Annotated in this window: 15 protein-coding genes; 10 read left to right on the plus strand and 5 right to left on the minus strand. The window is 70.0% G+C overall.

Translation table 11 applies throughout. The features are described 5' to 3' along the window. Window positions 1-46 precede the first annotated feature (46 nt). Window positions 47-2,689, minus strand: coding sequence for a transglycosylase domain-containing protein (locus AB0D46_RS01025; protein WP_362875121.1), 2,643 nt, complete (start codon window positions 2,687-2,689; stop codon window positions 47-49). Between the two features lie 271 nt (window positions 2,690-2,960). On the opposite strand from AB0D46_RS01025, the gene AB0D46_RS01030 reads away from it, so the two are divergent. The 3 genes from AB0D46_RS01030 to AB0D46_RS01040 all read left to right on the plus strand — a co-directional run bounded on the left by AB0D46_RS01030 (window position 2,961) and on the right by AB0D46_RS01040 (window position 6,069). Further along, window positions 2,961-3,563 (plus strand): PadR family transcriptional regulator, encoded by a 603-nt coding sequence (locus AB0D46_RS01030; protein ID WP_281204955.1) that lies wholly within the window; start codon window positions 2,961-2,963, stop codon window positions 3,561-3,563. A 50-nt stretch (window positions 3,564-3,613) separates the two neighbouring features. Further along, the gene (locus AB0D46_RS01035) at window positions 3,614-4,696 is read left to right on the plus strand and encodes an inositol-3-phosphate synthase (protein ID WP_362875122.1); all 1,083 of its coding nucleotides are present in this window, start codon (window positions 3,614-3,616) and stop codon (window positions 4,694-4,696) included. A gap of 104 nt (window positions 4,697-4,800) precedes the next feature. After that, entirely contained in the window at window positions 4,801-6,069 is a 1,269-nt protein-coding gene (locus AB0D46_RS01040) for an MFS transporter (RefSeq protein WP_362875123.1), read from the plus strand. Window positions 6,070-6,178: 109 nt separating this feature from the next. Here AB0D46_RS01040 and AB0D46_RS01045 read toward each other — a convergent pair whose 3' ends face one another. Beyond that, window positions 6,179-7,630 carry a CCA tRNA nucleotidyltransferase gene (locus tag AB0D46_RS01045; RefSeq protein WP_362875124.1) on the minus strand — a complete coding sequence of 484 codons (1,452 nt, stop codon included), beginning with the start codon at window positions 7,628-7,630 and terminating at the stop codon, window positions 6,179-6,181. A 185-nt stretch (window positions 7,631-7,815) separates the two neighbouring features. Between AB0D46_RS01045 and AB0D46_RS01050 the strand changes: the two genes are divergently transcribed. The 7 genes from AB0D46_RS01050 (at window position 7,816) to trxA (ending at window position 17,437) form a co-directional block, all read left to right on the plus strand. Next, the gene (locus AB0D46_RS01050) at window positions 7,816-10,083 is read left to right on the plus strand and encodes a DUF6049 family protein (RefSeq protein ID WP_362875125.1); all 2,268 of its coding nucleotides are present in this window, start codon (window positions 7,816-7,818) and stop codon (window positions 10,081-10,083) included. 46 nt (window positions 10,084-10,129) lie between these two features. Next, window positions 10,130-12,307, plus strand: a complete 2,178-nt coding sequence (gene murJ, locus AB0D46_RS01055; RefSeq protein ID WP_362875126.1) for a murein biosynthesis integral membrane protein MurJ — start codon at window positions 10,130-10,132, stop codon at window positions 12,305-12,307. 126 nt (window positions 12,308-12,433) lie between these two features. Beyond that, the gene (locus AB0D46_RS01060; protein WP_362875127.1) at window positions 12,434-14,158 is read left to right on the plus strand and encodes a protein kinase family protein; all 1,725 of its coding nucleotides are present in this window, start codon (window positions 12,434-12,436) and stop codon (window positions 14,156-14,158) included. 24 nt (window positions 14,159-14,182) lie between these two features. Beyond that, the gene (sigM, locus tag AB0D46_RS01065; RefSeq protein ID WP_362875128.1) at window positions 14,183-14,878 is read left to right on the plus strand and encodes an RNA polymerase sigma factor SigM; all 696 of its coding nucleotides are present in this window, start codon (window positions 14,183-14,185) and stop codon (window positions 14,876-14,878) included. Beyond that, on the plus strand, window positions 14,875-15,957 hold the full coding sequence (locus AB0D46_RS01070) for a hypothetical protein (protein WP_362875129.1): 1,083 nt from the start codon (window positions 14,875-14,877) through the stop codon (window positions 15,955-15,957). The genes sigM and AB0D46_RS01070 overlap by 4 nt, the downstream gene beginning before the upstream one ends. Window positions 15,958-16,081: 124 nt before the next feature. Next, window positions 16,082-17,041, plus strand: a complete 960-nt coding sequence (gene trxB, locus AB0D46_RS01075; RefSeq protein WP_362875130.1) for a thioredoxin-disulfide reductase — start codon at window positions 16,082-16,084, stop codon at window positions 17,039-17,041. A 51-nt stretch (window positions 17,042-17,092) separates the two neighbouring features. Further along, window positions 17,093-17,437 (plus strand): thioredoxin, encoded by a 345-nt coding sequence (gene trxA / locus AB0D46_RS01080; protein WP_362875131.1) that lies wholly within the window; start codon window positions 17,093-17,095, stop codon window positions 17,435-17,437. A gap of 70 nt (window positions 17,438-17,507) precedes the next feature. Here trxA and AB0D46_RS01085 read toward each other — a convergent pair whose 3' ends face one another. From AB0D46_RS01085 to AB0D46_RS01095, 3 genes are all read right to left on the minus strand, one after another. Beyond that, the gene (locus AB0D46_RS01085) at window positions 17,508-18,125 is read right to left on the minus strand and encodes a GNAT family N-acetyltransferase (protein WP_362875132.1); all 618 of its coding nucleotides are present in this window, start codon (window positions 18,123-18,125) and stop codon (window positions 17,508-17,510) included. 173 nt (window positions 18,126-18,298) lie between these two features. Further along, a complete protein-coding gene (locus tag AB0D46_RS01090; RefSeq protein WP_362875133.1) occupies window positions 18,299-19,399 on the minus strand; it encodes a ParB/RepB/Spo0J family partition protein in 1,101 nt (366 codons plus the stop codon). Then, on the minus strand, window positions 19,396-20,493 hold the full coding sequence (locus tag AB0D46_RS01095) for a ParA family protein (protein ID WP_362875134.1): 1,098 nt from the start codon (window positions 20,491-20,493) through the stop codon (window positions 19,396-19,398). Before AB0D46_RS01095 ends, AB0D46_RS01090 begins: the two co-directional genes overlap by 4 nt. Between the last annotated feature and the right edge of the window lie 183 nt (window positions 20,494-20,676).

The raw sequence follows: 20,676 nt of genomic DNA on the forward strand, positions 1-20,676 counted from the left end.
GCCGCACGGATGCGACGGCCCTCGCCGGTGTGGAGGGTGGGGCGGGTCAGCCGGAGGCGCCCATGTTCATGCCCCAGTTCGTGGAGCCGCCGGGTCGGCCGGGCCGGCCCGAGCCGGACGGGGAGGGCATTTCGCCGGCGCCGCCGTCCGGGAAGCCGCCGGCTCCGCCGTCGTCACCGCCCGGGCCGCCGCCGTTGGCGCCGTTCCCGCCGTTCCCCCCGTTGCCGCCGATGCCGCCGTTCGCGGCCCCGTCGGTGGTGCCGCCCGCGGTCTCCGGGTCGCAGTACAGACCGGCCCACGGCTTGCAGGACGGCCTGCCGCCCCGGGAGGGGGACGGCGACACCGGGGGCGCCGAGCTCGACGGCGGGGCCGACGGGGTCGGGGAGGGCGAGTAGGAGGGCGCCGGGGGCGTCGGGGTGGGCGCGCCGGAGGCGTCGGCGGTCACGCCGATGTCCTCCGGCTCCGGGAACTGCTTGATCGGAGTGCCCTTGAGGGCCTCGCGCATGTACTCCGTCCAGATCACGGCCGGGATGTCACCACCGTGGATGGAGTCGACGCCGCCCACGTTGTTCATGGACATCAGCGCCTTGTCCTTGGAGTTCGGATCGTTGCGGAACAACGTGACCGAGGTGGAGAGCTCCGGGGTGTAGCCGACGAACCAGGCCGACTTGTTGAGGTCGGTGGTGCCGGTCTTGCCCGCGGCGGGCCGCCCCAGCTTCTTCGCCTTGATGCCGGTGCCGTTCTCGACGACGTTGCGCAGGACCTTGGTGATGTTGTCCGCGATGGCGTCGTCCATGGCCCGGACCGACTTGGGGGGTTCGAAGCCGGGCAGGTCCTGACCGTCCTCCGTGACCTTGGTCACGGAGAAGGGCTCGTGGTGGGTACCGGAGGCGGCGAAGGTGGCGTACGAGTCGGCCATCCGGATGGCGCTGGGCGTCGAGGTGCCGAGGGCGAAGGAGGCGTTGTCGTCGGGGTCCATCGACTCGTCGAGGATGCCGGTGGACCGGGCGACCCCGCGGACCTTGTCGTGGCCGACGTCGAAGATCAGCTGGGCGAACGGGACGTTGATCGACTGCCGCATCGCCTCGTCGAGGGTCACGTAGCCGAAGGCCTGCGGGCTCTCGTTCTTCTGCTTGAACGGCTCGCCGCCCTTGCCCCGCAGCGGCTTTCCCTGCCGGTTGGTGATCACCGTGAGGTCGTCGGCGAGGTACTTGCTGTCGACCGAGATGCCCGAGCCCTTGGAGTTCTGGGTGCCGTACTCCATGGCCGCGGCCAGCACGTACGGCTTCCAGGTCGAGCCCACCGGCACGCCCGAGGTGTTGGCGTTGTTGGTGAAGTGCTTGTGGTCCCAGCCGGGACCGCCGTACAGCGCCACGATCGCCCCGGACTTCACGTCCACGGAGGCGGCGCCGAACTGTACGAAGGTGTCGTACTGGGGCCGTTTCTTCTCGTCGAGGAAGTCGTTGCGGGTGTCCTCCACCGCCTTGGACAGGGCTTCCACCTTGGACTTCTCGAAGGTCGTCCGGATCGTGTAGCCGCCCAGGGCCATCTTCTCGGCCGTGATGCCCGTGGTCTTCAGGACGTACTGCTTGGCGACCTCGACGAGGTATCCGGTCTGGCCGGACATGCCGCGGGCCTGCTCGGAATCGACCCGGGCCGGGAACTCCTTGTACTTGTCCCGCTCGGACTGCTCCATGCGGCCCACCGCGACCTCGCGGTCGAGCACCCAGGCCCAGCGTCCCCGGGCCCTCTTCTCGTTGGCCTCGGGGGTGGCGGCGGTGCCGATGCCGCCGTCCGGGTTGTAGAGGTTGGGGCCCTTCAGGAGCGCCGCCAGGAAAGCGCTCTGGGACGGGTTGAGGTCCTTGGCGTCCTTCCCGAAGTAGGCACGGGCCGCGGCCTGGATCCCGTAGGCGTCGCGGCCGTAGTACGCGGTGTTGAGGTAGCCCGCGAGGACGGTGTCCTTCGACTCGGAGACACCGAGCCGGATGGAGATGAAGAGCTCGGTGACCTTCCGCTTGAGCGTCTGCTCGGAGTCCAGGTACATGTTCTTCACGTACTGCTGGGTGATCGTCGAGCCGCCCTGCGTGGACCCGCCGGTGGCCATGTTCACCACCGCGCGGACGATGCCCGTCGGGTCGACGCCCTTGTCGGTCTCGAAGGACTCGTTCTCCGCGGCGATCACCGCGTTGCGCATCGACAGGGGGATCTGGTCGATGGGCACGATCTGCCGGTTGGTGGAACCGCCGGTGGCGACCATCTGGGTGCCGTCCGCCCACTGGAACACGTTGTTCTGCGCCTCGGCGGCCTTGTTCGGGTCCGGGGTGCCGACACTGGCGATGCCGATGCCGGCGCCCGCCACGATGACGGCGAAGAAGCCCAGGAACGTGCCTCCGACCAGCTTCCAGGAGGGTACGAAGCGCTTCCAGCCGTCCTTCCCGGCGCGCGGGTAGTCGACGAGCCGGTCCCCCCTGCTCTTCCCGCCGGGGCCGGCGGTTCCGCGCCGGCCGGCCCGGCGGGCGTCCGCGCGTCCGGCGTGTGCGGTCTGCTCTGCGTGGGGTCCGCTGGGTGACGCCGTGGGGACGTCATGCCCGGACCCGGCACCCCTTCCGGGGCGCGGTTGCGCGGCCCGGCGGGACGCGGCGCGTCCGCCGCCCTGGGGCTGCGGCGGTTTGCGGCGGTGCTCGCTCATCGAACGACTACTCCTCGGGCAGGCGAGTGGCCTGGAAGCGGCTGGTGAATTCCGGTTCCCCCGTTGTGTTGCCGCACAGACTACGCACGGCCAAAACCCGACCAGTGCCGAAGTTCACCCCAAATCAGGCACCTTGCGTCGCGCGAATTGGTGATGTGACGCCGGTCACCACGTCACCCCTTGTCGCGGACGGCCGCCCGTTCTATCGTCTGGATGTATCGAGTCGATACATCAGCTCGGCATAAACTCAGAGGCAGAGAGGGGCAGGCGGATGAGCAGGCGCTCAGGCATCCTCGAGTTCGCCGTCCTCGGCCTGCTTCGCGAATCCCCCATGCACGGTTACGAGCTCCGCAAGCGGCTCAACACCTCATTGGGGGTGTTCAGGGCGTTCAGCTACGGGACTCTCTATCCCTGCCTCAAGACGCTGGTCGCCAACGGCTGGTTGATCGAAGAGCCGGGCAACGCCCCGGAAGACGCTCTCGCCGCTTCACTCGCAGGGCGCCGCGCCAAGATCGTCTACCGGTTGACGGCCGCAGGTAAGGAGCACTTCGAAGAGCTCCTCTCCCACACCGGCCCCGACACCTGGGAGGACGAGTCCTTCGCCGCCCGCTTCGCCTTCTTCGGTCAGACCGAACGTGAGGTACGCATGCGGGTACTGGAGGGCCGCCGCAGCCGGCTGGAGGAGCGTCTGGAGAAGATGCGCGCCTCACTCGCCCGCACACGGGAGCGTCTCGACGACTACACGCTTGAGCTGCAGCGACACGGCATGGAATCCGTGGAGCGTGAAGTGCGCTGGCTGAACGAGCTCATCGAGAGCGAGCGGGCGGGACGGGATCGGAGACGACCCGGACCGTCCGACGAAACTGCAAAGTGAGGCCTGCATCTCGCAGGCCTCGTTCCGAGAACAAACAGGGAGCAACCGGAATGGGTTCGGTTCGCGTAGCCATCGTCGGCGTGGGCAACTGCGCCGCCTCGCTGGTGCAGGGCGTCGAGTACTACAAGGACGCCGACCCGGCGGCCAAGGTCCCCGGTCTGATGCACGTCCAGTTCGGCGACTACCACGTGAGTGACATCGAGTTCGTCGCCGCGTTCGACGTCGACGCGAAGAAGGTCGGCCTCGACCTCTCGGACGCAATCGGCGCCAGCGAGAACAACACCATCAAGATCTGTGACGTCCCGAACGCGGGCGTCACGGTCCAGCGCGGTCACACCCTGGACGGTCTGGGCAAGTACTACCGCCTGACCATCGAGGAGTCCGCCGAGGCCCCGGTCGACATCGTCCAGATCCTCAAGGACCGCCAGGTCGACGTCCTGATCTGCTACCTCCCCGTCGGCTCCGAGGCCGCTGCGAAGTTCTACGCGCAGTGCGCCATCGACGCCAAGGTCGCCTTCGTCAACGCCCTCCCGGTCTTCATCGCCGGCACCAAGGAGTGGGCCGACAAGTTCACCGAGGCCGGTGTCCCGATCGTCGGCGACGACATCAAGTCCCAGGTCGGCGCCACCATCACGCACCGCGTGATGGCGAAGCTGTTCGAAGACCGCGGCGTCCGACTCGAGCGCACCATGCAGCTCAACGTCGGCGGCAACATGGACTTCAAGAACATGCTGGAGCGCGACCGCCTGGAGTCGAAGAAGATCTCCAAGACCCAGGCCGTCACCTCGCAGATCCCCGACCGTGAGCTCGGCGAGAAGAACGTCCACATCGGCCCGTCCGACTACGTGGCGTGGCTCGACGACCGCAAGTGGGCCTACGTCCGCCTCGAAGGCCGCGCCTTCGGCGATGTCCCGCTGAACCTCGAGTACAAGCTCGAGGTGTGGGACTCCCCGAACTCCGCCGGTGTCATCATCGACGCCCTGCGCGCCGCGAAGATCGCCAAGGACCGCGGTGTCGGCGGCCCGATCCTGTCGGCGTCGAGCTACTTCATGAAGTCCCCGCCGGTGCAGTACTTCGACGACGAGGCCTACGCGAACGTCGAGAAGTTCATCAAGGGCGAGGTCGAGCGCTAGTCACACCCACGTGTCCTGCGGACACCTGGTCTTCGACTGCTCTTCCGCCGAGGGTCCCCGGACAATGTGTCCGGGGACCCTCGGCGTGTGTGACCCTTGCCCTCATGCCTGTCGTACGTGACCTGCGCGTACTCCTGCGCCTGAGGGACTTCCGCAACCTGCTCGCCGTTCGGCTGCTCTCGCAGGCCGCCGACGGTGTCTACCAGGTCGCGCTCGCGACCTACGTGGTCTTCTCACCGGAGAAGCAGACCTCGCCCGCGGCCGTCGCCTCGGCCATGGCGGTGCTCCTGCTGCCGTATTCGGTGATCGGTCCTTTCGCCGGGGTGCTGCTGGACAGGTGGCGCCGTCGCCAGGTCTTCCTCCACGGCAACCTGCTGCGGGCCTTCCTCGCCTGTGTGACCGGCATGCTGATCGTCGCTCAGGTACCCGACTGGCTCTTCTACGCCTCGGCCCTGTCCGTCACCGCGGTGAACCGCTTCGTCCTGGCCGGCCTCGCCGCCTCGCTACCCCGCGTCGTGGGACCCGCCGAACTGGTCACGGCCAACGCCCTTTCCCCGACCGCCGGAACCCTCGCGGCCGTGGGCGGGGGCGGCCTCGCCTTCCTCGTCCGGCTCCTGGCCTCCGACAGCAACGCCCTCGTCGTGCTGCTCGGCGCCGGGCTCTACCTGTGTGCGGCCCTGGCCTCCTTGCGCCTCGCCGTGGATCTGCTCGGACCCGACCACCCACCCGGGCGAATTCACCCGTCACTTGCCGAGGGCGCTGCCCTCACCGTGCGGGGCATGGCCGGGGGGCTCAGGCACCTCGCCGAACGGCGCGACGCCGCCTTGGCCCTCACCGCGATGACGCTCATGCGCTTTTGCTACGGGGCCCTCACCGTCACGCTGCTGATGCTCTGCCGGTACGCCTGGTCGGACAACGAGGCCGACGGCTTGGCCCTGTTGGGCATCGCCGTCGGGGTCTCGGGGGCCGGGTTCTTCGTCGCCGCCGTCATCACGCCCTGGCTGGTGGCCCGGCTGGGAACCCTGGGCTGCATCACGGTCTGCGCCGCCGGTGCGGCCGTCCTCGTCCCCGCGCTCGGACTCTTCTTCGCCCCCGGCCCGATGCTCGTCGCCGCGTTCGTCCTCGGCTTCGCCACGCAGGGCGCCAAGATCGCCACCGACACGGTCGTGCAGTCCCGGGTGGACGACGCGTTCCGCGGGCGGGTCTTCTCCGTCTACGACGTCCTGTTCAACGTGGCGTTCGTCGGAGCGGCCGCCGTGGCCTCGCTCATGCTCCCGGCCGACGGTCGCTCGATCACCCTCATCGTCACCGTGTCCCTGCTCTACGCCGCCACGGCCGTGCTCCTGCAACGCCGAGGGCGGTGTTTCACGTGAAACACCGCCCTCGTACCGCCGTCCTCGTCCGCCGTTTCACGTGAAACGGATCCGGTGTTTCACGTGAAACAGCGAGCGCGTTTCACGTGAAACACCGGCGGGACTCCTTTCAGCCCTGCGCGTCCTGAGTGGCCCACCACTCCTTCAGGGCTGCCACCGCCGCCTCGCGGTCCATCGGGCCGTTCTCCAGCCTGAGCTCCAGCAGGAAGGCGTAGGCCTTGCCCACGACCGGTCCGGGGCCGACCTCCAGTACCTGCTGGATCTCGTTGCCGTCCAGGTCGGGCCGGATCGCGTCCAGCTGCTCCTGCTCCTGGAGCTGCGCGATGCGCTCCTCCAGTCCGTCGTAGGTGCGCGACAGGGCATTGGCCTTGCGCTTGTTGCGCGTGGTGCAGTCAGAGCGGGTCAGTTTGTGCAGCCGACCGAGCAGCGGGCCCGCGTCACGGACGTAGCGCCGCACCGCGGAGTCGGTCCACTCGCCGTCCCCGTAGCCGTGGAAGCGCAGGTGCAGCTCCACCAGCCGGGACACGTCCTTGATCATGTCGTTGGAGTACTTCAGCGCGGTCATGCGCTTCTTGGTCATCTTCGCGCCCACCACCTCGTGGTGGTGGAAGGAAACCCGGCCGTCGCTCTCGAAGCGGCGGGTGCGGGGCTTGCCGATGTCGTGCAGCAGGGCCGCCAGGCGCAGCACCAGGTCGGGGCCGTCCTCCTCCAGCACGATCGCCTGTTCCAGCACGATCAGGGAGTGGTCGTAGACGTCCTTGTGCCGGTGGTGCTCGTCGCTCTCCAGCCGCAGCGCGGGCAGCTCGGGCAACACGCGGTCCGCGAGACCGGTGTCCACGAGCAGTCCCAGCCCCTTGCGGGGGTGGGCCGACAGCAGCAGCTTGTTCAGTTCGCCCTGCACCCGCTCCGCCGAGACGATCTCGATCCGGTCGGACATCGCCTTCATCGCCGCGACCACCTCGGGTGCGACCTCGAAGTCCAGCTGCGCGGCGAACCGGGCGGCGCGCAGCATCCGCAGCGGGTCGTCGGAGAAGGAGTCCTCCGGGGTGCCGGGCGTGCGCAGCACGCCCGCGGCCAGGTCCTCCAAGCCGCCGTGCGGGTCGACGAACTCCTGCTCCGGCAGGGCCAGGGCCATGGCGTTGACCGTGAAGTCGCGGCGGACCAGGTCCTCCTCGATCGAGTCGCCGTAGGAGACCTCGGGCTTGCGGGAGGTGCGGTCGTACGCCTCGGAGCGGTACGTCGTCACCTCGATCTGGAAGCCCTGCTTCTGTGCCCCGACCGTGCCGAAGGCGATGCCGACGTCCCAGAGGGAGTCGGCCCACGGCCGGATGATCTTCAGGACGTCCTCGGGACGCGCGTCCGTGGTGAAGTCGAGGTCATTGCCGAGACGCCCGAGCAGCGCATCGCGGACGGACCCGCCGACCAGGGCGAGGCGGAAGCCCGCCTGCTGGAACCGGCGGCCGAGCTCGTCGGCGACAGGAGCGACCCGCAGCAGTTCACTGACCGCGCGGCGCTGCACCTGATTCAGGGCACTGGGGGTGTCTTCATTGGCATTCGGCACAACAGAAAAGGGTACGTGGCCCGCCCGGCACGGGCTCCCTCGTTTTACGGCACCCCGGCGCCGGGGTGCCCGAGGGCCGCCCCCGATCATGTGGAGCAAGGCGCGGCACTCGCGCACAGCGCGCCTCGTTACCATGCGTGGACGCAGAAACGACGACCACTGACACTTCGAGGACGGGCGAGCGCGTGGCCGAGGCGGCAGAAATCCAGGGGGGAACTCCCACCCCTGCCCGGCGCCGCTGGCTGCGGCGGGCGGTGGTCCTGCTCGCCGGGACGCCGGTGCTGGCCGCTCTGATCTACGCTCCCGCCCCGCCGGCGCAGGCCGCCGACGGCTCGGTCGACGTCCAGCTGGACGAGGTGAGCCCCAGCGCTCCCGTCAAGAGCGACACGCTGACGATCTCCGGCACCGTGGTCAACAACAGCTCCGAGACGATCAAGGGCGCCCACGTCGGGCTGCGGGTCGGACCGATGGTGAGTGACCGGTCGGCCATCGACGAGGTCGCGGAACGCAAGGGTTTCCGGCCGGGTGTGGATCCCGGGGAGATCGACAGCGCCTTCGCCGTGAAGCTCGACTCGCTCCCCTCCAAGGTCGGCAAGCCGTTCTCCATCAAGGTGCCGGTCAACAAGCTGGAGCTGGGCGCGGACGGCGTCTACCAGCTCGGGGTCTCCGTATCCGGGACGACCGACAGCCGGCCCGCCGAGCGGGTCCTCGGCATCCAGCGGACCTTCCTCCCCTGGCAGCCGGATCCCGCCGCGAAGCGCTCCTCGCTCACCTACGTGTGGCCGCTGATCTCCACGACCCGCGTCACGGCGGAGAGCGGCTCGGACGAACTGCAGACCCCGGTGTTCCTCGACGACTCCCTCGCCCAGGAGCTGGCGGCGGGCGGCCGGCTGGAACGGATGGTCGCGCTGGGCAAGGACCTGCCCGTCACCTGGGTCATCGACCCCGACCTGCTGACCACCGTCGACGCCATGACCAAGGGCTACCGGGTCCGCAGCCCCGAACCCGGCGGCAAGCCCGTCCAGGGCAAGAACAAGGCCGTGGCCGAGCGCTGGCTGAGCGACCTGGAGAACGCCGTCCAGGGCAAGAAGGTCGTCGCGCTGCCGTTCGCCGACCCGGACATCGCCTCCCTGGCCCACCACGGCAAGGACGTCTCGGGAACCCTCGGTCAACTGCGACCCGCCACCGACAAGGCGAAGCAGGCCGTCGAGACGGTGCTGCACGTCACCCCGTCCACCGACTTCTCCTGGCCCGTGGAAGGCGCGATCGACCCCGCGATCGTGAACGTCGCCACCTCGGCCGGAGCCCACAACGTCCTTACGCGCAGCGACAGCCTCCAGGAGAGCGGTGCCCTCGGCTACACGCCCTCGGCCGCCCGACCCATCGGCGCCGGCACCACGGCCGTGGTCGCCGACGCCGAGCTGTCCACCGCCTTCGGCGGCGACATGTCCCATGCCGCGAACTCCACGCTCGCCGTGCAGCAGTTCCTCGCGCACAGCCTCGCGCTGAACCTGCACAACGGCGACGAGCCCCGCAGCTACGTGGTCGCGCCCCAGCGCATGCCCACCGTCAGCCAGGCCGACTCGATGGCCCTCGCGCTGCGCGGCCTCCAGGGCGCCCGCTGGAGCCAGCCCTCCGATCTGGAGGCGGCGGCCGCCGCCAAGCCCGACCCGGGCGCCTCGACCCAGGTGCCGGGCGCCGGGCAGTACCCCGAGTCCCTGAGCAAGCAGGAACTCCCGGTGTCGGCCTTCGAGAAGATCCGCACCACCCAGAACACCCTGGACCACTTCAAGGTCATCCTCACGGCGCCGGACCGGGTCGAGATCCCCTTCGGCAACACGACCAACCGGGAGATGTCCACGTCTTGGCGGGGCCGCCCCGAGGAGGGCCGCCTCTACCGGGAGGAGGTCCAGCAATACCTGATCGGGCTCACCGAGAAGGTCAAGGTCATCCCCAAGTCCGACGCGACCCTGTCCGGGCACAGCGCGACGATCCCCGTCAGCGTGCAGAACAGCCTCGTCCAGGACGTGCACAACCTGGTGCTCCGCGTGAAGTCCGCCAACCCCACCCGCCTGATGTTCGACGACAGCGGGGAGGCGCAGCAGGAGGTGAACGTCCAGGGCGGGCACAGCCAGACGGTGAAGTTCATCGCCAACGCCACCGCGAGCGGGCCCGTCGAAGTCACCGCGCAGCTCTTCACCAAGGACGGCGTGCCGTACGGCAAGGAGCGCACCTTCACCGTCGATGCGACGGAGATCACGCCCACGGTCATGCTGGTCATGGCGGGCGGCGTGCTGCTGCTGGTCCTCGCAGGCATCAAGATGTACGCGAGCCGCAAGCGTGTCGCGGCCCGCACGGCCGCGGAGGAGAGCACGCAGCCGAGTGACGAGTCCCCGGACACCGGACCGCAAAGCGCCGAGGGGTCCGGCCCGAGTGAGACAGTGGACCGTTGAGCGATGCCGTGGCCGGTCGGCCTGGGGACGATGAGGTGGGGTTGCGATGAACGCGCCGTACGACGGTGACCGCGCGCAGGGCGCTGGTGGGCAAACGCCCTCCCAGGGCACTGCGCCGGGCACTCCCGTGCCCGGGCAGGTTCCGGCGCCCGGGCCCGCGCCGGACCACGACCCCTACGTCCAGGACGCCTACGCCTACGACCCGTACCGGGCGCAGGACCTGTCGGCGCAGGATCCGGTCGCCGAGGTCATGTACGACCGGGCGTCCCACCCGCCGCCGCCCCCCGGCACCTACCAGGAAGCGGCCCCGCTCTACGCGGCTCCGCAGGCGCCCTCCCACGGCCCCGACCCGCGCGTCTGGGCCCAGACGCCGCCGCCCGAGCCGGACGGCCCCTCGCGTCACCTGCCGTACGGGGACCACGCCACCACCACGCAGTTCGTCGGCGTGGACTCCTTGGTGACGGGGGCGGCCGAGGACCCGCCGGAGCCGGACGCCTTCGCCCACCTGTACCGGGACCAGCAGGCGGCCCCCCGCACCCCGGTCGAGGAGGCCCCGGTGGCCGCCCCGGCCCCCACCAAGCCCGCCGGGCGCGCTTCCAGCCTGCTCAAGTCGAGCGCGCTGATGGCCGCCGGCACGATCGTCTCCCGCCTCACCGGCTTCGCCCGCACCCTGATGATCGCCGGCGCCATCGGTGTCGCCGCCCTCAACGACAGCTACCAGGTCGCCAACACCCTGCCGACCCTGATCTATGTGCTCGTGGGCGGCGGCGCCCTCAACGCGGTCTTCATCCCCCAGCTCGTCCGGGCCATGAAGAACGACGACGACGGCGGCGAGGCCTACGCCAACCGGCTGCTGACCCTCGTCGTGGTCCTGCTGGGCGCGGTCACCACCGTCTGCGTCCTGGCCGCCCCGCTGTTGATCGGGATGATGTCGCAGGACATCGCGGACAACCCCGAGCGGCTCGACGTGGCCGTGGCCTTCGCCCGCTACTGCCTGCCCACCATGTTCTTCATGGGCGTGCACGTGGTCCTCGGTCAGATCCTCAACGCGCGCGGCCGGTTCGGCGCCATGATGTGGACCCCGGTCCTCAACAACATCGTCGTCATCGCCACCTTCGGCGCCTTCATCTGGGCCTTCGGCGGCTTCACCTCCACGGGCATGACGGAGGGGAGCATCACGCCCGAGGGCGTCCGGCTGCTCGGCATCGGCACCCTGCTGGGCCTGGTCGTCCAGTCCCTCGCGATGCTGCCCTACCTGCGCGACGCCGGGTTCAAGCCGCGCCTGCGCTTCGACTGGAAGGGCCACGGCCTCGGGAAGGCCGCGGGCCTCGCCAAGTGGACCTTCTTCTTCGTGCTCGTCAACCAGCTCGGCCTGATCGTCGTCACCCAGCTCGCCACCACGGCCGGATCGCTCGCCGGTACGCAGGGCCACGGCGGTACCGGTATCACCGCCTACAACTACGCCCTGCTGCTGTGGCAGATGCCGCAGGCCATCATCACCGTCTCCGTCATGACGGCCGTCCTGCCCCGCATCTCCCGCTCCGCGCACGACGGTGACGCCGCCGCGGTCCGTGACGACATCTCCTACGGCCTGCGCACCTCGGCCGTCGCGATCGTGCCCTGCGCCTTCGCGTTCCTCGCGCTCGGCGTCCCGATGGCCACCCTGTTGTACGCCGGGTCCGGCGCGGACGACGCCCGCAACATCGGCTTCGTCCTCATGGCCTTCGGTCTGGGCCTGATCCCGTACTCCGTCCAGTACGTCGTCCTGCGCGGCTTCTACGCCTACGAGGACACCCGGACCCCCTTCTTCAACACGGTCATCGTGGCCGCCGTCAACGCCGGTGCCTCCACCATCGCCTTCTTCGTCCTCCCCGCCCGCTGGGCCGTCGTCGGCATGGCCGCCGCCTACGGACTGGGCTACGCGGTGGGCGTCGGTGTCGCCTGGCGCCGACTCAAGAACCGTCTCGGCGGCGACCTCGACGGCGCCCACGTCATGCGCACCTACACGCGGCTCATCGGGGCCTGCGTGCCGGCCGCCGTCGTCGCGGGTGGTGTGGCCTACGGGGTCACCCAGTGGCTGGGCAGCGGAGTCGTCGGTTCCCTCGCCGCTCTCGTCGCCGGCACCATCGCGCTGGGCGCGGTGTTCCTGATCGCCGCCAAGCGGATGCGGATCGAAGAGCTCAACTCCATGGTCGGGATGGTCCGTGGACGTCTGGGGCGCTGATGCGGACGCCCACCGCAGGACCCGACCTCCCTGGCGTGTCGTGCAGAGCGCCGGACTGTGGGCACAATTGGCATGGCTTCGCGGACTGGCCGACAGCGCGTAACGGATGGGGAGGCGGGGACGACGGTGGCGGAACGTAGCACGGCTGCCGTCGACGTGGCCGACAACAGCGGCGACGAGCCGCTGGTCGCAGGAGCGGCCAAGGCCACGGCCGACGGGGTGGACACCCAGAACGGACGAGCCGCGGACGGACCCATGCCCGACAAGGACGGCGAACGCACGCACGCGGCCCCCGTGGCCGCGCCGGAACTCCACAGCGGCCACAAGCTCGCCAGACGCTACCGCCTGGAGGAGTGCGTCACCCGTCTGGACGGATTCAGCAGCTGGCGCGCGATGGACGAGAAGCTCCGTCGTGCCGTCGGCGTTCACCTGCTGCCCGCCGACCACCCGAGGGCCCGTACGGTGCTGGCCGCCGCCCGCTCCTCCGCCCTGCTCGGCGACCCCCGGTTCGTCCAGGTCCTCGACGCCGTGGAGGAGAACGACCTCGTCTACGTCGTCCACGAGTGGCTGCCCGACGCCACCGAACTCACCGCCATCCTCGCGGCCGGACCGCTGGAGTCCCACGAGGCCTACCAGCTCGTCAGCCAGGTCTCCCAGGCCATGACCGCCGCCCACCGCGAAGGGCTGGCCCACCTGCGGCTGACGCCCAGCGCGATACTGCGCACCTCCACGGGCCAGTACCGCATCCGCGGCCTCGCGGTGAACGCCGCGCTGCGCGGCATCACTAGCGAGACCCCGCAGCGCGCGGACACGGAGGCCATCGGCGCGCTGCTGTACGCCGCGCTCACCCAGCGCTGGCCGTACGAGACGGACGCCTATGGCCTCGCCGGCCTGCCCAAGGGCGTGGGCCTGATCGCCCCCGACCAGGTCCGCGCCGGAGTCCACCGCGGCCTCGGCGAGCTCGCCATGCGCGCCCTCGCCAACGACGGGGCCACCGCGTCCCGTCAGGAACCCGCCTGCACCACGCCGGAGGAACTGTCCAGGGCCGTCACCGCGATGCCGCGCATCCGGCCGCCGGAGCCGGCCTTCACGGCACCCCCGGAGTACCAGCACACCACGTACCAGCAGGGCAGTTACGGTCGGCCCCTGGCGCCCGGCGGCCCCGCCGCCCAGGTCGCGGCGATTCCGCCGCCGCCGCTGCAGAGCCGTACCGGCCGGGCCCTGAAGTGGGGCGTCGCCGCCCTGTTGATCGCCGCACTCGGCCTGGGCAGCTGGCAGCTCGCCGACTCGCTCCTGGAGCACCGCAACCAGGGCAACGGCAACAACGGCAACCAGCAACAGCAGCAGTCCAACGACGACGCACCGGTCAAGAAGGCCCCCGTACCGCTCTCGATCAAGGACGCCGCGGAGTACTACCCCGACGGGAACCCGCAGAACTCCGACGGCGTCGCCAAGACGTACGACGGTGACGCCTCCTCGTACTGGCGGACCAAGAGCTTCTTCGAGGGCCCGAAGCTGACGATCAAGAGCGGCGTCGGCATCGTCTACGACCTCGGGGCCGAGCGCGAGGTGAACGAGGCGTCGATAGGGCTGCGGTTCACGGGTGAGCACACCACCTTGGCGCTGTACGCGGCCGACTCCCTGGACCCGGACCTGAAGACGACCGTCGCGCCCGCCAAGAAGATGGCGGGCACCACGGCGAAGGAGCGGAACGTGCGCCTGACCGTCGAGAAGCCGGTGAAGTCGCGCTACGTACTGCTGTGGATCACCGCCATGCCCGAGGCTCCCGTCGACGCCTTCAGCAGCGCCGGCTACAAGCAGGGCATCACGGATGTGAAGTTCACGGGCTGACGGACGGCAGGGGAGGGCTCACCGTTGGACCACGCCACGACCGGCGACCACAGCGACCAGGAACTTCTGACGCTGCACGTCGCCGGTGATCCCGACGCCTTCGGTGAGCTCGTACGCCGCCACCGCGACCGGCTGTGGGCCGTGGCCCTGCGCACCCTCGGCGACCGCGAGGAGGCCGCCGACGCCGTGCAGGACGCCCTCGTCTCCGCCTACCGGGCCGCCCACACCTTCCGCGGGGATTCGGCCGTCACCACCTGGCTGCACCGCATCACCGTCAACGCCTGTCTCGACCGGGCCCGTAAGGCCGCCTCCCGCCGAACGTCCCCCCTCAACGACACGGACCGCCTGGAGCGGCTCCTGGAGCCCCACGAGTCCGCCGAGGCTCCCGCGGAGCGCCAGGACCTCCACCGGCAGCTGCTGGCCGCTCTCGGCACCCTCCCGGCCGATCAGCGGGCCGCCCTCGTCCTCGTGGACATGCAGGGATACCCCGTCGCCGAAGCCGCCCGGATCCTGGACGTCCCCACCGGGACCGTGAAGAGCCGGTGCGCGCGCGGCCGGGCGAAACTCGTCCCGATGCTCACTCATCTGCGCACGAATGCCGCGGATAACAGCACCTCGGAGCGGGGAAGGAACCGGACGCCGGGGACGCCCGTCCCACCAGCGGCAGAACCCCGGGACCCAGACCCAGACGCTGTGAAGGGCGGAGGTGGACGACCGTGAGCCCCACGACCGGAACGATCCGGCACCCGGAGGTCTCGGAGATCTCCGACCTGACCGAAGGACTGCTCGCCCCGTCGCGCGGCGCCGAAGTGCGCCGCCATCTCGGGGAGTGCTCCCTGTGCGCGGATGTCCTGACCTCGCTCCAGGAGATCCGGGGCCTCCTCGGCACCCTTCCGGGGCCGCCGAGGATGCCCGCCGCCATCGCAGGCCGGATCGACGCGGCCCTCGCCGCCGAAGCGCTGCTCGACTCGACCGGCACACGCACGGCTTCCACCGCCCCCGCGCCGGCCTCCGACCGTGCCCACGCGGATGCCGACGTTTCACGTGAAACACCGAGCGATCACACACCGAGTGATGGGGAGCAGGGCGCTGGGGCGCCGACCGCGGGGGTGTCGACCGGCGTTTCACGTGAAACATCGCCCGAAGGCTCCGACCGCACCACGGGCCGAGGTGCGTCCAGCCACCCCTCGGGTCACCCGTCCGGCTCCACCGGACCAGGTCGCCGCCGGGCCCGTCGCCGCATCGCGGTGCTCGCGGGGCTGGCCGGGGCAGCCGTCTGCGTGCTGGCCGTCTTCCTCGTCGACGGGCTGACCGGAAGCACCTCCCACGACTCCGCCACCGCCGTTCGCGGTGACTCCTCGGCCGCCGCGGAGCGTACGCCGGGCGCGGGGTACACCGCGCAGGGCCTCCAGGACAGCGTCCGCCGACTCCTGGCCGCCGGAGACACCGGCACCACCGGGAACACCGCGAAGACGGGCGACGCCGTGGAGTCCCCGCCGGCCGCGACCAACAAGACGATGGGGTTGGAGAACATCCCCGCGCCGGCCCCCTCCGACCGCCGGGGCGCCGCGGAAGCGAACCCCGTACCGCCCTGTGTCCAGCAGTCCACCGGCCGCGTCGACGCCCCGCTCGCCACCGACCGTGGCACCTACGAGGGCACGGACGTCTACCTCGTCGTTCTGCCGCACCCCGGCGACCCGGCCCTCGTGGACGCGTACGTGGTGCCGGCCGCCTGCACGGACTCCGCCACGAAAGCTCCGGGAACGCCGCTCCTGACGCGCACCTATCCCCGCGGCTGACCTGTTCCGGTTCCTTACTGGACAAGCGGGGAATGCGCGCGCCGTAGGATCCGTTGGGTGGGGTGAGAGTCCGCACCGGCCCCCGGTAGGCAACACGCAGTCCGCAGAGACGAGGAAAGAACCCGTGAGCGACGTACGAAACGTGATCATCATCGGCTCCGGGCCGGCCGGTTACACGGCCGCCCTGTACACCGCACGCGCTTCGCTCAACCCCCTGGTCTTCGAAGGCGCCGTCACCGCCGGCGGCGCGCTCATGAACACGACCGAGGTCGAGAACTTCCCCGGCTTCCGGGACGGGATCATGGGCCCGGACCTCATGGACAACATGCGTGACCAGGCCGAGCGCTTCGGCGCGGAGCTCATCCCCGACGACATCGTCTCCGTGGACCTCACCGGTGAGATCAAGACGGTCACCGACACCGCCGGTACGGTGCACCGCGCCAAGGCCGTCATCGTCACCACCGGTTCGCAGCACCGCAAGCTGGGCCTGCCCAACGAGGACGCCCTCTCCGGGCGCGGGGTCTCCTGGTGCGCCACCTGTGACGGATTCTTCTTCAAGGACCAGGACATCGCCGTGATCGGCGGTGGCGACACCGCGATGGAGGAGGCCACCTTCCTCTCCCGCTTCGCCAAGTCGGTCACCATCGTCCACCGTCGCGACAGCCTGCGTGCCTCCAAGACCATGCAGGACCGCGCCTTCGCCGACCCGAAGATCAAGTTCGCCTGGGACAGCGAGGTCGCGGAGATCCACGGCGAGCAGAAGCTCTCCGGGCTCACGCTGCGCAACACCAAGACCGGTGAGACCTCCGAGCTCCCCGTGACCGGCCTCTTCATCGCCGTCGGCCACGACCCGCGGACCGAGCTCTTCACCGGCCAGCTCGACCTGGACGACGAGGGCTACCTCAAGGTGGCCGCGCCCTCCACCCGTACGAACGTCACCGGTGTCTTCGGTGCCGGCGACGTGGTGGACCACACCTACCGTCAGGCGATCACCGCGGCCGGCACCGGCTGCTCCGCCGCTCTCGACGCGGAGCGCTTCCTGGCCGCCCTCTCGGACTCCGAGCACGCGCACGCGGCCGTCTGACCCGCTGTTCCCTCCCCACACCCCACACCCCGCAGGAAGAAGGAGCCCGCTGTGGCCGGCAACCTGAAGAACGTGACCGACGCCGACTTCGACACCGTCGTCCTCGCCAGCGAGAAGCCCGTGCTGGTGGACTTCTGGGCCGAGTGGTGCGGTCCGTGCCGCCAGATCGCGCCCTCGCTCGAGGCCATTGCCGCCGAGTACGGCGATCAGATCGAGATCGTCAAGCTCAACATCGACCAGAACCCGGCCACGGCCGCCAAGTACGGGGTCATGTCCATCCCGACCCTGAATGTCTACCAGGCGGGCGAGGTCGCCAAGACCATCGTCGGCGCCAAGCCGAAGGCCGCCATCCTGCGCGACCTCTCGGACTTCGTCGAGGTCAAGGCCGCCGGCTGATCCAGCGGTGTTGCACGTGAAACGGGCCGCCCCCTCAAGGGGCGGACCGTTTCACATGTTCAGGTCGTACTCACAACGGACGCAGCGCCGGCTCCTTGCGCGCTCCGCCGAGCAGACGGTCCAGAGCCAGCTCCACGTCTTCCTTCCAGGACAAGGTCGTCCGCAGTTCCAGGCGCAGCCTCGGGTGCGCGGGATGGGGACGGACCGTCTTGAAGCCCACGGCGAGCAGATGGTCGGCGGGCAGCAGGCACGCGGGCCGCTCCCACCGCGCGTCGCCGAACGCCTCGATCGCCTTGAAGCCTCGACGCAGCAGGTCCTTGGCGACCGTCTGAACCATCACCCGGCCCAGGCCCTGGCCCTGGTAACCCGGCATGATCCATGCCGTGATCAGTTGCACCGCGTCCGGGGACACCGGACTCGTCGGGAACGAGGCAGCCCGCGGCACGTAGGCCGGCGGGGCGTAGAGGACGAAGCCCACCGGAACCTCGTCCACGTAGACCACCCGGCCGCAGGAACCCCAGTCCAGCAGAACGGCGGAGATCCAGGCCTCCTTCTGAACCTCCGACGTACCCGCCTTGACCGCGGCCCCACCGCTGACAGGATCCAGCTCCCAGAACACGCAGTTCCGGCAACGGTTGGGCAGGTCCTGGAGGTTGTCCAGGGTGAGCGGTACCAGCCGACGACCCATGACGGCATCGTATCCACAGCCCCCGCGCCCCTCACGTGCGGACGGCTCCCGGCGGCCACCGAATGGCGTCGCTGCGCAAAGCGGGGCTGGAAACGGGGGCCGAAATCAGGCGCTGACGCGCGGGCGGGCCGCACCGGCTCACGCCGGCACGGCCCGTCCCTCGGCCATCCGGGCTACTCCCCCGATGGCCCCTGCTCCAGGACCCGTCCCTCACCGGGCGCCAGGGTGCCCAGAATCCGCTCCAGGTCCTCCATGGACGCGAACTCGACGGTGATCTTGCCCTTCTTCTGACCCAGGTCGACCTTCACCCGGGTCTCGAACCGGTCCGAGAGGCGCGTCGCCAGTTCGCTGAGCGCCGGCGCCACCCGCGCGCCGGCCCGCGGGCCCTTCGGCTTCGCCGGGCCGGAAGGCTCCGAGCCCATCAGGAACACGATCTCCTCGACCGTGCGGACCGAGAGGCCCTCTTCCACGATCCTGGTCGCCAGCAGCTCCTGCTGCTCGGCGTCCTCCACCGGCAGCAGCGCTCGCGCGTGTCCCGCCGACAGCACGCCCGCCGCCACCTTGAGCCGAACCTTGGGCGGCAGCCTCAGCAGCCGCAGCGTGTTCGAGACCTGGGGACGCGAGCGCCCGATCCGGTCCGCCAGCTGGTCGTGGGTGCACTTGAAGTCGTGCAATAGCTGGTCGTACGCCTCCGCCTCCTCCAAGGGGTTCAGCTGTGCCCGGTGCAGGTTCTCCAGGAGGGCGTCCAACAGGAGCTTGTCGTCCTCGGTCGCCCGGATGATCGCGGGGATCCGCTCCAGTCCGGCCTCCTTGCAAGCCCGCAGGCGCCGCTCACCCATGATCAGCTCATAGGCGTCGGGACCCGACTGCCGGACGACCACCGGCTGGAGGAGCCCCACCTCCTGGATGGAGGTCACCAGTTCCGCCAAGGCGTCCTCGTCGAACACCTCGCGCGGCTGGCGCGGGTTGGGCTTGATCCGCTCCAGAGGCAGCTCGGCGAACATCGCCACCGCCGCTCCGCCGGTCTCCGGCTCCGTGGACTCGGCGGCGCTCGCCGCCACCCGATCCACGGCCGTCTCCGGCTCCGGTGTTTCACGTGAAACAGCCGCCTGCGACAGCGAAGCCAGCTTCGCCGCGGCGATGCCCCGCTCCGATGTCAGCACCGGCATCGCCGACGGAGACGTCGAACCGGCGCCGACCGGCGTCTTCTCCTGCGGAGCAGCCGGGATCAGCGCTGCGAGCCCCCGCCCCAGCCCCCTACGTCGCTCACTCACTGGATCCCCTCCGCCATACTCTGCGTACTGTTGGTGCCCGCGCCCGCATGGGCGTTCAGGCCGTCGTAATGGATTCCGGCACCGCGCAGGGCGATCTCCCGCGCCGCCTCCAGGTAGGAGAGCGCGCCGCTGGAACCCGGGTCGTACGTGAGCACGGTCTGGCCGTAGCTCGGGGCCTCCGAGATGCGCACCGAGCGCGGAATGCTCGTGCGCAGCACCTCCTTGCCGAAGTGCGTGCGCACCTCCTCCGCCACCTGCGAGGCCAGCCGCGTCCTGCCGTCGTACATCGTCAGCAGGATGGTCGACACGTGCAGCGTCGGGTTCAGGTGCGAGCGCACCAGGTCGACGTTGCGCAGCAGCTGACCGAGACCTTCCAGCGCGTAGTACTCGCACTGGATCGGGATCAGCACCTCCGCACCCGCGACCATGGCGTTGACGGTCAGCAGGCCCAGGGAGGGCGGGCAGTCGATCAGGATGTAGTCGAGCGGCTGCTCGTACGCCTGGATCGCCCGCTGGAGCCGGCTCTCGCGGGCCACCAGCGAAACCAGCTCGATCTCCGCGCCGGCCAGGTCGATCGTGGCGGGGGCACAGAAGAGACCCTCCACGTCGACCACGGGCTGCACGACTTCCATGAGCGGACGGCTGTCCACCAGGACGTCGTAGATCGACGGGACCTCGGCGTGGTGGTCGATGCCCAGTGCCGTGGACGCGTTGCCCTGCGGGTCCAGGTCGATCACCAGGACCCGGGCACCGTGCAGGGCCAGCGAGGCGGCCAGATTCACGGTCGTCGTGGTCTTGCCCACGCCGCCCTTCTGGTTGGCCACCACCATGACGCGGGTGTCCGCGGGCCGTGGCAGCGCCACGCTGGAGCGTCCCAGGCCCTCGATGTCCACGTGCGCGGCGCGGCCGATGGGGCTCTCGCTGATGTCGTCGTTGTCGACGAGGGGCGGTGGCGATGTTTCACGTGAAACATCGCTTGGCGATGCAGAGCGGGGACCTGGGACCGGATCGGTCATCGGCCCCGCGAGGTTGGCGTCGGACCGCACGGTGTCACTCTCCTCGGCAGCGGGCTCGCGATGAACAGAGCCTGCCATGTCACCGGGGTCGCGAACCAGCGGGGCCCGTACTCCTGTGGATGAATCCACCGTTGTGGACAACTCCGTACCCCCCGTGTCCTTGCGGGAACGGGGGGCGGCAGCCGCACGGCCGCGGCTGATGATTCCGTGCAGCAAAGAGCGACGTTTCACGTGAAACACGATGCCCGGACAGGGTCTTCA

The organism is Streptomyces sp. NPDC048383 (genome assembly GCF_040651775.1).
Taxonomy (GTDB): Bacteria; Actinomycetota; Actinomycetes; order Streptomycetales; family Streptomycetaceae; genus Streptomyces.

Coding starts and splice junctions, on each gene's coding strand:
- AB0D46_RS01025 (WP_362875121.1), bottom strand. CDS start 2,689: ATGAGCGAGCACCGCCGCAAACCGCCGCAGCCCCAGGGCGGCGGACGC.
- AB0D46_RS01030 (WP_281204955.1), top strand. CDS start 2,961: ATGAGCAGGCGCTCAGGCATCCTCGAGTTCGCCGTCCTCGGCCTGCTT.
- AB0D46_RS01035 (WP_362875122.1), top strand. CDS start 3,614: ATGGGTTCGGTTCGCGTAGCCATCGTCGGCGTGGGCAACTGCGCCGCC.
- AB0D46_RS01040 (WP_362875123.1), top strand. CDS start 4,801: ATGCCTGTCGTACGTGACCTGCGCGTACTCCTGCGCCTGAGGGACTTC.
- murJ (WP_362875126.1), top strand. CDS start 10,130: ATGAACGCGCCGTACGACGGTGACCGCGCGCAGGGCGCTGGTGGGCAA.
- AB0D46_RS01085 (WP_362875132.1), bottom strand. CDS start 18,125: ATGGGTCGTCGGCTGGTACCGCTCACCCTGGACAACCTCCAGGACCTG.
- AB0D46_RS01095 (WP_362875134.1), bottom strand. CDS start 20,493: ATGGCAGGCTCTGTTCATCGCGAGCCCGCTGCCGAGGAGAGTGACACC.